Below are 11,896 nucleotides of genomic sequence, written 5' to 3'. Positions count from 1 at the left end.
TGCTCCTAGTACGAGAGGACCGGAGTGGACGAACCTCTGGTGCACCGGTTGTCACGCCAGTGGCATGGCCGGGTAGCTAAGTTCGGACGGGATAACCGCTGAAAGCATCTAAGCGGGAAGCCTCCCTCAAGATGAGTTTTCCCTTGAAGCCCGTTGAAGACTACGACGTTGATAGGCAAGGTGTGGAAGCGCAGTAATGTGTGAAGCTAACTTGTACTAATTGGCTGATTGTCTTGACCATATAATCTGAGTTACTTCAGGTTAACTGATAAGTACGTACGAATTAGAGATTGGGTCTAGGCCCAATCTAAAAAAAATATAAAAAAATGTGAACCTTTTTATTTACCTATAGCATGATTAGGGTATAATACGCCCAATTCATGCGAAACCAGTTTTCCTGGCGACAATAGCGGCTTGGAACCACCTGATCCCATCTCGAACTCAGAAGTGAAACGAGCATGCGCCAATGATAGTGTGAGGTCTCCTCATGTGAAAGTAGGTCATCGCCAGGGTTTTATTAGTAAGAAAGCGGCTTTTTAGCCGCTTTTTTTTTCTCAGATAAATATTCAAACTCATAACCAATGATGAACTTAATAATCCTTTCTGACGGAATGGGAAATGAGGATAATGGTACTTTTTTTGTTTATCAAATTGGTGTTATCTAATATTGCTCTCCATTGCTTAGAATTGATTTTTACATCACTTTAGTTTAAGTTAAATCATTTAAGGAAGGCCATAGTTTATGTTAGTCCAGCGAATTTTGGATTTTATCAAAACTCTAGAGCAGGAAAGTAAGCTCATCCCCTGTGATGCACGTTTGTATGTATGTCTTGTGGAGCGTTTTTCTAAACGCAAACCCGCCGACGAATTAACCGCTAATGATCTTCACTTTCTACTCGCTTGTTATAAAAGCCGATGGGACTCCATTTTTGATAAGGAAGATGATTATACCCGGCATACCTCGACAATAAATCAGCATTGGATCGATTTGGCTCGAGAATTGGCGCCATCGGCAAAAATTAATTATTTAAAAATTCTCATTCCCACGTTAACGAATGAAACTGATCTTAATGATTTTTCCTCGCTTACGGAAACAGTGAATCTATTTAATTTTTTTCTGGGTGAAGGAGGAAAAACTTTATATAGAAAATTAAGCTTTTGTAAGCATTTAGAAAGCAGACAATTTGAATTATCTACTTACAGGGCCGATGGAAGGCTGAGTATTGTTACGGTAGATGAATTAACCCGCCTTAAGTTATGCAAACATACGCAACGCGAAGTCAGTATAGATTCCGAACGGTTTATTAATTTTTGGGATCTATTGCGGAAAAAAGTATTTGTTAATCTAGGTACCAACGGTCGGATGCCCATTGCGTTATTACCCCATTTGTTGGAAATCGTGGAAAATTATTATGATTTCAAATCGAAAGGTGTCAATTTCGCTTTTTTTAAAAAAGATATAAAAAATTTTTTCAATCGCATGAAAGTATTTGCAGTGGCCGACATCAACTTTTTGTATGGTACCAAAATTGAATACAAGGAAGATGAACAGTACTTAATGGATTTGTTCATTGCAATGAATACCGCAAATGATTATAAAGATTTGGAATACGAAATGAAGGTTTTAAGTAAATGGATGTATCAATTTAATTCTGAATTAAAAGCGAAAGGGGAAGAATTGAACCCTTTGTATGCCGATTTGGAAAAAAATATAAAAGAAGAATCACCATTCATTAAAACAAATGATTTCGTAAATTGTTGTAAATTAATCGTCTCTCTTTTTACCATACAATTTGAATTCTCATTTTTTTTTACACGCCAAACACATAGCTTTTGGGATATTAAAAACAATGTTTTTCCAGAAGCACTTTCAATTTTTACTGTTTTATTGCCAGCTATAGTAGCGAATAAACCTAAGGTATTAGAACATGCCTATAAAGACATTATTCAAGACATTGTTATTCCTGCGCGAAATGATAAAAGCTGGTATACATGGTTAACTCGCAATCATTCAGTATGTAATTGGTTGAAGCTTGTTCAAAACTGCAGATTTGATGAACTCGACGTTTATTGGTATGAACCCGAATTGTTACTCAATGCTCTATTACTTTTTAATACTCAAAATCCTTATCTTAAAATTCGAATTAATCATTTTTTAGATAACATTATTCAAACCTACGCACAAAATCAAAATGAGCTTATGAAACAACTTCGGGTGAATATATTGTTCACTGAATTTTTAGAAGGCTTAAACGAAAATCATCGCAAAAATTTATTCAGAGTCATCTCTTTGTGTAATATAGATCAGGCAAAATCTAATTTCCTGAATAATTGCACAAAGCACATTAATCAGCGTATTTCTGATTTGTGTCAAAGTAAAGAAAATACAGCGCCTAACTTTTTTGCTTCTGTAGCCAAGAAGGAGAGAACAAATACTTTTACATTACCGCATGATGCAGAGACTGTGGAAGCAATAATACTTTGCTTTAAAAACCAATTGTCTGGACTTCGTATTGAGCCTCAAAAAGCAGAAATAATAAGTGATTATCTCTTTTCATTAGGACAGCCCATTTTAACTGCAGAACAAAAGGAACAAGCAAAAAACTCCAGCAGACCAACTCTTGATTATATCGGTCAATATACCTAAATTAATGGTTAGATGGACAGTTTGGAGTGAGGCATCATTATTTCGTATATTGCAAACATAACTTGATAAAATTTTCATAACGATTTTTCTTAATAATACCCTCATTTTTTGCTTTTATCACTGCGCAATGAGGGGTGTCTCTATGGGTGCAATTACGAAATTTACACTGGGATAAAAAGGGTCTAAATTCAGGGTAACCCCAAGCAATTTCAGTACAATCTATATGCCATAAGCTAAATTCTCTTACACCAGGAGAATCAATTAAAGCACCCCCACTGGGTAAATGATAATACCTGGAGTTACTTGTTGTATGCTTGCCTAATTCAGATATTTCTGACAGATCATTGATAGAAATATTTTGTTCATGAGGTAAGATGCTCGAAATAATAGAGGATTTTCCTACTCCAGATTGGCCTACAAAAACGCTGATTTGATTGTTTAATGCTTGTTTCAGTTGCTCCAGTCCATGCAAATCATATTTATTATTTTGTAAAATAGAATAATTCAGGTTGCTATAATCCTGTAATAATTGCTTTCTGAGTGATTCGCAGGGCATATCGGTTTTATTTAATAAAATAATGGCTTGCAAACGAAGCGTTTCTGCCATGACTAAATAGCTGTCCAGCAATGGCCACGATATTAAGGGTTTGGGCGCTATGACAATAATGAGTTGCGTGATATTCGCTGCTACAGGCTTAGCCGTACCAGAGTTTGTTGGTTTTGCCAAGACACTGGACCGAGGATATAGACTGACTACTACTCCCTGATTTACCCCTTCTGCTTGCCAAATGACTTTATCCCCAGCAACCACAATATCTAAATTTGGTCTGATGGAGCATCGTATGTGTTTCCCGCAACTATCTTCCACTTCAACATGCTTGCTAAAGCGAGTAATCACAAGACCATCTGCCAAATCATCCTTACTTTTAATATCTTCATGATAGTTTTTCTGGATTTTCTCAATTCGGGCAGATTGTTGTTTGTTAATACGTCTTTTACTCATGGTTTAGGTTTATAATATAATGATTCACAGTTCTTAACTCCAGAAGAAATTCCAAGCTAAATAATAATACAGTATGAAGGTAAATTAAATTTAATGAAAGTCTACTTAGTTGGTGGTGCCGTTCGTGATCAATTGTTAAATCTTCCTGTAAAAGAGCGGGACTGGGTTGTTGTTGGCTCAAATCCGGATGAATTAATAAAAAAAGGATTTCGGCAGGTTGGACGTGATTTTCCTGTTTTTTTACATCCAGAAACGAATCAAGAATATGCATTGGCACGGACAGAAAGGAAATCTGCACCCGGATATTATGGCTTTGCATGTAATTTCAGTGAAGAAGTCACTTTAGAGGAAGATTTAGCGCGGCGTGATTTAACAATAAATGCTATGGCCCAGGATGAACAAGGACAAATTATTGATCCTTATCGTGGACAACAAGACATAAAAGACAAATTGCTTCGCCACGTGTCTCCAGCCTTTATTGAGGATCCCGTGCGGGTATTGCGTATTGCACGTTTTGCAGCACGTTTTCATCATTTAGGATTTAAATTAGCCGATGACACACGCTCATTAATGTATACTATGGTTCAAAGAGGTGAATTAGCTCATTTAGTTGCTGAACGTGTTTGGCAAGAGTGGCAAAAAAGTTTGGAAGAAAACAATCCAGAACAATTTATTCTCACGTTACGCTCTTGTGATGCATTAAGGATTATTTTACCTGAGATAGAAGCATTATTTGGTATTCCAAATCCTTATCGCTATCATCATGAAATCGACTCAGGGGTTCATACTTTGTTTGTTTTACAGGCAGCCGTCGCATTAACTGCTGATCCTGTGATACGTTTCGCAGCGCTTGTGCATGATTTAGGTAAAGCTTTATCACCCATGAGTCATTGGCCAAGCCACCACGGGCATGAAGAAAGAGGCGTATCAATCATTGATTCTTTATGTTCTCGACTAAAAATACCCAATGATTATCGTAAATTAGCAACGATGGTGTCCCGTTTTCATCTGAATATCCATCGGTTATTTGAATTGAAAGCCTCGACGATTGTAAAAATTTTAGAACGGAGTGATGCTTTTCGGCGCCCTCATCTTTTTTATAACATGTTAATTGCTTGTGAATCAGACGCCAGAGGCTGTGGTCGAGAGCTGGATTATCCACAAAGGAAGCTATGGAGTTATTTACTGTCTGAATGTGCTAAAGTGAATAGCCAAGAGATAATTGCTGAAGGATATACGGGTGATGCAATTAAAGAGGCATTGCATCAAAGACGAGTGGCGTGCGTAGAACTGATTTTAAATTCCTGGAAAACAAATGAAGAATAATCAAAATTTAATTTGGATAGATTTAGAAATGACAGGACTTGATCCTGAAAAGGACAGAATTATTGAACTTGCTACGGTAGTTACTGATCCCCATTTAAATATCATCGGTGAAGGGCCTGTTTTTGCTATTTCTCAGCCAAAAGAATTGTTGGACGGAATGGATTCCTGGAATACCAGGCAGCATGGACAATCAGGTTTGGTAGCGCGGGTGTTACAAAGTCAAATCAGTGAAACACAAGCAGAACTACAGACTATCGAATTTTTAAAGCAATATTTGGATAAAGGCAAATCCCCAATGTGTGGTAACAGCATCTGTCAGGACAGGCGGTTTTTATATAAATATATGCCTGAGCTTGCCGCATTTTTCCATTACCGAAATTTGGATGTAAGTACCTTAAAAGAGCTGGCGATACGCTGGAGGCCGGAATTATTAAATGGGGTGGTGAAAGAGTCAAAACATTTGGCTTTAGACGATATTAAAGACTCAATTGCTGAAATGATTTATTATCGTCACCATTTTATCAATTTAGCGGATGTAACAAAATGATACAAAGAGAGCGACTTGAATTACCTAATGGTGCAGACAAATTGTTATTGCATTCCTGTTGTGCACCCTGCTCTGGTGAGGTCATGGAAGCGCTTATCAGTTCTGAAATTAATTTCACTATCTTTTTTTATAATCCAAACATTCATCCAGTTCAGGAATATGAGATTAGGAAAAACGAAAATATTAATTTTGCCCAAAAACATAATATACCCTTTATTGATGCGGATTATGATAAAGACAATTGGTTCGCAAGGGCTAAAGGCCTTGAATGGGAGCCTGAACGAGGCAAACGCTGTACCATGTGTTTTGATATGCGATTTGAACGCACCGCTTTATACGCTTACGAGCATGGCTTTCCTGTAATCAGCAGTTCCCTGGGTATATCACGCTGGAAAGATATGAACCAAATCAATGATTGCGGACTTAGGGCAGCAAACAAATATCCCAATTTGGAATATTGGACTTACAATTGGAGAAAAAATGGTGGTTCGGAACGCATGTATGAAATTGCAAAGCGTGAAAACTTTTATAAGCAAGAATATTGCGGGTGTGTTTATTCATTACGCGATACCAACGCCTGGCGTAAACAAAAAGAGCGTAACCGGATAAAAATTGGAATAAATTATTATTCAGAAGATCAAAAAGACGAAGGAGCTTTATGAGTACCCATTCGCACTCGCATGGGAGTGGAGGCCATCATCATGGACATAATGCTCCTGCAACCTTTAATAAAGCATTTATTATTTCTATTGTAGCCAATGGACTTTTTGTGCTGATGCAAATTATTTTTGCTTATTGGTCTCATTCTACCAGTTTATTGGCGGATGCATTCCATAATTTGGGGGATGTCTTAGGTTTGGTCTTGGCTTGGGTTGCTACCGTACTTATGAAACGTACTCCTACCATGAAAGCGACCTATGGTCTAAAAAAAACATCAATTCTCTCGGCTTTGGCCAATGGGATATTATTGGTTTTTTCATGTGGTGTCATTGCTACGGACGCTGTATATAAATTATTTTCACCCTCCGAAGTTCATGCATTGTCTGTTATGGTAGTCGCAGGTATCGGCATCGTCATTAATTCAACCACTGCTTTATTATTTGCCAAAGGATCTGATGATCTAAACATTAGGGCTGCTTATTTACATTTATTTTATGATGCACTCGTTTCTGTGGGTGTCGTTTTGTCTGCTGCACTTTTGTATTGGACTGGTTGGCTTTGGATAGATCCGGTAGTGGGTTTATTGATCGCATTCATCATATTGAAAGGAACTTGGTCATTATTTGTAGGCAGTTTCAGATTAATTATTGATGGGGTACCGGATAATATTTCCTGGACGGCTGTAAGTGATTTTTTGCTGAGTAAACCTGGGGTAAAAAGCTTTCATGATTTACATATTTGGGCGCTTAGTACCCAGGAAAATGCCATGTCAGTGCATCTATATATGCCTGATGAGGAGCTTTCAGATGCATTACGTGCGGAATGGATTGATCAATTACGGTATGAATTTAATATTCAGCATGTCACTATCCAGGTGGAAAAAAGCAATATCGATTGTAATGATGTCTGCCATCACCCCAAATTTTTATAAAAATGAAAATTCAAAGCTTTACGAAATATAAAAAATATCACTTATCGACAAACTTTTGAAACTTAGGTTATAGTTCAAATTGGATATATTTACGGATGTAATCACCATAAGGAAATGCTATGGCACGCACTAATAAAAACGATACCAGAGAAGTTTTAAGGCATAACTGGGGTTGGCTTTTAGGATTAGGAATTGTTCTTGTTTTTCTGGGCTTTGTGGGTTTGAGCATGGTTATCGGTTTAACCCTGGTCAGCATGTATTTTTTCGCAGCTTTATTAATCATTTCTGCTGTATCTCACTTCATCGATATTTTCAAACATAGGGATTGGAAAGGAATTTTCTGGCAGGCATTCATCGGAATTTTATATCTGGTTGCAGCTGGAGTCGTATTCTATGATCCTTTTTTAGCTTCTTCTTTAATTACGGCACTTCTTGCCGGGGTTTTGATTGTCATTGGTGTCATTCGCATTATTATGGCCTTCTCCCTAAAAGAAGCAAGTGGATGGGGCTGGTTTCTTTTTGCTGGGCTCATTTCCATTATTCTTGGGGTATTAATCCTCATGCAATGGCCAATAAGTGGGTTATGGGTTATCGGGATGTTCATAGCAATCGATATGATTGTAAATGGCTGGACTTACATTTTTATCGCACTTTCCGTACGTGCATCCTTGTAATGAACATAGTATGATACCGCATTATTAGTCCAAAATGCGGTATCAAAATGTTTTCAGAAACCTTACGTATAGCCACTCGTCAAAGTCCATTGGCTTTATGGCAAGCCAATTATGTGCGTGATTTATTGTTAAACAAATATCCGAACATGGATATCGAATTAGTCCCGATGAGTACGTCCGGAGATAAATTCCTCATAGATAAACTTCAAGCGATAGGTGGAAAAGGTTTATTTGTAAAAGAACTAGAAGAGGCATTATTAGATAAAAGAGCAGATATTGCGGTTCACTCCTCAAAAGACATGCCTGCAGAATTTCCGGAAGGCCTCAGTTTGGCTGCAATCTGTAAAAGAGATAACCCTTTTGATGTATTGGTCAGTTATGAATATACTAATCTTCAATCCCTACCCGCCCAATCTATAGTAGGAACTTCTAGCTTGAGGAGACAGTCACAATTATTGGCTTTCCGGCCTGATTTATGCGTCAAATCTTTAAGAGGAAACATTAATACTCGGCTTGAGAAACTTAAATCTGGTGAATACCAAGCAATTATTCTCGCTGCAGCAGGTCTTGAGCGAATGGGATTTACTGATGTCATCAAAGAACAACTCTCACCAGAATTCATGCTACCGGCTTGTGGCCAGGGTGCATTGGCAATTGAATGCAGAACAGACGATCGAGAGATTCAAAAACTTGTTGCTGAACTCGATGATCCCATATCTTCGATTTGCGTCTATGCAGAACGTAAGGTTAATGCACTTCTTGGAGGTAACTGCCATGTTCCTTTAGCAGTTTACTGTGTACCTTTGGACAATAAACAACTGTCCTTGCATGCAAAAATTTTAACTCTCGATGGGTCAAAAATAATTGAGAGCTTACAAACAGGTGCTCTAGATCAATCATTAAACTTAGCCGAACAATGCGCCGAATCTTTGCTACAGCAAGGAGCAGCGGATCTTCTTGCCTCAGTTTAGCATGAATGCTCTAAATGGTTTGCGTATTCTCAATACGCGCCCTAAAGACCAGGCGCAGCATCTAAGCCAAAGGATACGTGCTGCAGGAGGTGTGGCAATCGATCTCCCAACATTAGAAATTAAGCAATCTGAAATGGATTGGATTCATTTATTACCCGATTTGAAGAGGGTAGATCATGCCATTTTTGTTAGTGCCAATGCGGTCTATTTTGGTTTCAACCAATTAAAGCAACAACACCTTGAATGGCCCACCTCGATCCAAGTTCATGCCATTGGTCAAGGCAGTGCCGCGGCATTGCAGAATTTCGGTATCCATGTCAACACAATCCCCGATGTGTCAGACAGCGAACATTTTTTAGAGTTACAACCATTACAACAACTTAGCAAACAAAACGTGCTACTATTTAAAGGGAAAGGAGGCAGAACGCTTATTGAGGAAGAATTGATACGAAGAGGTGCCAACCTGATTATCCTTAGGGTATATCAAAGGCAAATTCCTCAAATTAAACCCGCATATATTCATTCCATCTGGCATGATGATATAGTGGACATTATACTGTTAACCAGCGAACAGTCTTTGCATCACCTTTTTAAAATGTTTGATAGGGAGGCCCACGACTGGCTTCGTAAAAAAAAATGGCTCGTGATAAGTGATCGTCTGGCCCATATAGCCACCGCAATGGGCATAAAAAGCATTAAGGTATGCAATCCGAATCAAATCATGAACTCATTGTTTGACTACGTAAACAAGGATTAATTTATGGCTAGTGACAAAGAAGAACAACAGAAAAAAACTTTAAAAGCAACCAATACTTCACCAAATGGAAAAGACAGCCCTAAAAGTAATTCAAACATTTGTAAAAAACAATTTTTAATACCAGCATTCGCCTTCATTGTTGCTTTTGTGGCTTTAGGTATTGCAGCCTATACTCTTTTTCTTAATACGCAGTTAAATCAGCAAATAAATGACACGCAAAATAATTTTTCACAGCGAATTCAACAAGTAGTGCAAAAGCAAACGCAAACACAAGAACTCATTACAGAAAAGACAAATTATGCGGAAGAGGCTCAAAACCAATTTCAAATTAAATTTGAAAATTTAAGTAAGCAATTACAAAATGCAATCAATCAGAAATTTTATCAAAATCAAGATTGGCTTCTTTTAAAAGCACGTTACTATCTTGAACTGGCTGAAATTAATGCCCATTGGAGCAATGGAACTGATTCAACAATTGCGTTATTGAAGCAAGCGGATAGTTTATTAAAGCAATTAAATGAACCTAAAATTTTGAATGTGCGTCAGGCAATAGCTAAGGATATAGCTCAAGTGCAATCGTTACCCTCTGTGGATGTCGCAGGATTGCTCAGCCAATTGGATGCTGCTCAAAATAGCATCGAAAACTTAAGCATTCCCTTGCTTCGAAATGAAAAGGTACCCCCAACGGAAAATGAAACATCTCCAACCAATAATACACCCAAATGGCGAACTCACTTGCAAAATAGCATGGGTGTTCTAGAGAAGCTCATTGTAATTAGACGCCATGATCAAGACATTCAACCTATTATGTCTCCATTATTTGAAGCTATTCTTAAAGAAAAGATTCGTTTAAATCTTCAGGAGGCGCAATGGGCTGTATTAAATAACAATCAAAATGTGTATCAACTGGTTTTAAAACAAGCAATGAGTACCCTTAAGAATTTCAATGAAAAATCGACGAATACATCAGCTTTAGTGAAACAATTAACCGAATTACAGCAAGCCAATGTAAATCAGAAAAGACCCGAACCAGGCACGGCACTCCCCATGCTGAATGAGTTAATTGATAACAAAAAAGCGTCCATTGGTCCTTCTGTAAATGAGGAACAAGGAGGAAATCAATCATGACCCGACTTATCTTTGCTTTTTTCATTTTACTCATTTCAGTCGTATTAGGGATCCAACTCAATAAAGATCCCGGCTATGTATTAATTGCTATAAATCATTGGACCATTGAAACAACAGTCTGGGTCGCCATTCTTAGCTTGGTTATTCTCTTCATTATCTGTTATCTAGTTTTGCGTTTGATCAAGAAAATTGCGCGAACCCCAAGTACATTAACCCAATGGCATTCAAGACGTCTGGCTCAAAAAGCCCAGGCCATTACGAGAAAAGGATTAATTGAGTACAGTGAAGGTTATTGGTTAAAAGCTAAAAATCATTTAATCCAGGCATTGCCCAATACTGATACGCCCTTACTTAATTATCTCACAGCAGCTCGAGCAGCGCAGAAAATGGGTGATAATCAGTTACGCGATGATTATCTGCGGGAAGCCCAGCATTCTATGCCGGAAGCTAAAATTGCTGTGGAATTGACCCAAGCAGAACTGCAACTTGCAAATCATCAATGGGAGCAGGCTTTAGCCACTTTAAAACATTTACATGATATCGCACCCCGCCATCCTTATGTTTTAAAACTCATCATGCAGCTTTATCAGGAAGTAAAAGATTGGCCACAACTCATCTCTATTTTACCCGATTTGAAAAAATATCACGTGGTGAATCAACAAGAGTTTGATACGTTACAATATAATGCTTATTTCTATAGGCTTATCGATCTCATAAAGCAAAATCATCCAGATACTGTGACGAATTTTATTCATTCACTTCCGAAAAATTTAGCAAATAATCCGAACATCACAGCAGAATATATTCGTTTTTTGATTCACAATGGTCATTATACAACTGCAAATAATTTGTTGCGTCGCGCTTTGCGCAAAGATCTTATTCCTCAGTTGATTGAGCTCTACAGTGCATTACCTCCAGATGAAAAGCAATTGGCATTTGCCGAAGGTTTGCTGAAAAAAAATACGCATTCAGCGAAACTTTATTTATGTTTAGGACAACTTTGTATGCAACAACAGTTGTGGGGAAAAGCAAAGTATTATCTTGAGAAATCCAATGAAATTGAACCCACAGCTTTGGGCTACGAAGCCCAAGGACAATTACATGAAAAATTAGGTGAAGAATCACTTGCTTGTCGAAGTTACAAAATGGGATTGGATTTAATTACGAAAGGCACTGAAGTGACCACTAAGACCTGTCATATAGGATATGCAATGGGTGCTGAGAGGAATAGCAAATAATTTCAACGGGCATG

At 37.9% G+C, this 11,896-nt stretch carries 11 protein-coding genes and 2 rRNA genes; 12 read left to right on the top strand and 1 reads right to left on the bottom strand.

Translation table 11 applies throughout. The features are described 5' to 3' along the window. The 3 genes from BU07_RS0102195 to BU07_RS0102185 form a co-directional block, all read left to right on the top strand. Positions 1 to 241: ribosomal RNA gene (locus tag BU07_RS0102195) — 23S ribosomal RNA — on the top strand; the annotation flags it as partial. Positions 242 to 396: 155 nt separating this feature from the next. Beyond that, a 5S ribosomal RNA gene (rrf, locus tag BU07_RS0102190) occupies positions 397 to 512 on the top strand. A gap of 230 nt (positions 513 to 742) precedes the next feature. Continuing rightward, positions 743 to 2,647, top strand: a complete 1,905-nt coding sequence (locus BU07_RS0102185; protein WP_031563261.1) for a hypothetical protein — start codon at positions 743 to 745, stop codon at positions 2,645 to 2,647. Positions 2,648 to 2,684: 37 nt separating this feature from the next. Here BU07_RS0102185 and rsgA read toward each other — a convergent pair whose 3' ends face one another. Then, positions 2,685 to 3,650, bottom strand: a complete 966-nt coding sequence (rsgA, locus tag BU07_RS0102180; RefSeq protein ID WP_031563260.1) for a small ribosomal subunit biogenesis GTPase RsgA — start codon at positions 3,648 to 3,650, stop codon at positions 2,685 to 2,687. A 93-nt stretch (positions 3,651 to 3,743) separates the two neighbouring features. Here rsgA and BU07_RS0102175 point away from each other — a divergent pair, with 93 nt between their 5' ends. The 9 genes from BU07_RS0102175 (at position 3,744) to BU07_RS0102135 (ending at position 11,882) form a co-directional block, all read left to right on the top strand. After that, complete coding sequence (locus tag BU07_RS0102175) at positions 3,744 to 4,976, top strand: multifunctional CCA addition/repair protein (RefSeq protein ID WP_031563258.1); 1,233 nt, start codon at positions 3,744 to 3,746, stop codon at positions 4,974 to 4,976. Then, positions 4,966 to 5,523: an oligoribonuclease gene (gene orn, locus BU07_RS0102170; RefSeq protein WP_031563256.1), complete on the top strand. Its 558-nt coding sequence runs from the start codon at positions 4,966 to 4,968 to the stop codon at positions 5,521 to 5,523. The genes BU07_RS0102175 and orn overlap by 11 nt, the downstream gene beginning before the upstream one ends. Beyond that, positions 5,520 to 6,185, top strand: coding sequence for an epoxyqueuosine reductase QueH (locus BU07_RS0102165; RefSeq protein WP_031563254.1), 666 nt, complete (start codon positions 5,520 to 5,522; stop codon positions 6,183 to 6,185). The genes orn and BU07_RS0102165 overlap by 4 nt, the downstream gene beginning before the upstream one ends. Continuing rightward, entirely contained in the window at positions 6,182 to 7,114 is a 933-nt protein-coding gene (locus BU07_RS0102160) for a cation diffusion facilitator family transporter (RefSeq protein WP_031563252.1), read from the top strand. The genes BU07_RS0102165 and BU07_RS0102160 overlap by 4 nt, the downstream gene beginning before the upstream one ends. Before the next feature lie 119 nt (positions 7,115 to 7,233). Beyond that, positions 7,234 to 7,788, top strand: coding sequence for an HdeD family acid-resistance protein (locus BU07_RS0102155; RefSeq protein ID WP_031563250.1), 555 nt, complete (start codon positions 7,234 to 7,236; stop codon positions 7,786 to 7,788). Between the two features lie 47 nt (positions 7,789 to 7,835). Continuing rightward, positions 7,836 to 8,759: a hydroxymethylbilane synthase gene (gene hemC, locus BU07_RS0102150; protein WP_031563247.1), complete on the top strand. Its 924-nt coding sequence runs from the start codon at positions 7,836 to 7,838 to the stop codon at positions 8,757 to 8,759. Position 8,760: 1 nt separating this feature from the next. Beyond that, positions 8,761 to 9,516 (top strand): uroporphyrinogen-III synthase, encoded by a 756-nt coding sequence (locus BU07_RS0102145; protein ID WP_031563244.1) that lies wholly within the window; start codon positions 8,761 to 8,763, stop codon positions 9,514 to 9,516. 3 nt (positions 9,517 to 9,519) lie between these two features. Beyond that, positions 9,520 to 10,644 carry a uroporphyrinogen-III C-methyltransferase gene (locus tag BU07_RS0102140; RefSeq protein WP_031563241.1) on the top strand — a complete coding sequence of 375 codons (1,125 nt, stop codon included), beginning with the start codon at positions 9,520 to 9,522 and terminating at the stop codon, positions 10,642 to 10,644. Next, the gene (locus BU07_RS0102135; protein WP_051635443.1) at positions 10,641 to 11,882 is read left to right on the top strand and encodes a heme biosynthesis protein HemY; all 1,242 of its coding nucleotides are present in this window, start codon (positions 10,641 to 10,643) and stop codon (positions 11,880 to 11,882) included. The genes BU07_RS0102140 and BU07_RS0102135 overlap by 4 nt, the downstream gene beginning before the upstream one ends. Positions 11,883 to 11,896 lie beyond the last annotated feature (14 nt).

Origin of the sequence: Legionella wadsworthii DSM 21896 = ATCC 33877 (assembly GCF_000701265.1) — a bacterium.
Classification (GTDB): domain Bacteria; phylum Pseudomonadota; class Gammaproteobacteria; order Legionellales; family Legionellaceae; genus Legionella; species Legionella wadsworthii.
The sequence above is the reverse complement of the archived record's forward strand: the minus strand, read 5'-3'. Positions and strand labels throughout refer to the sequence as shown.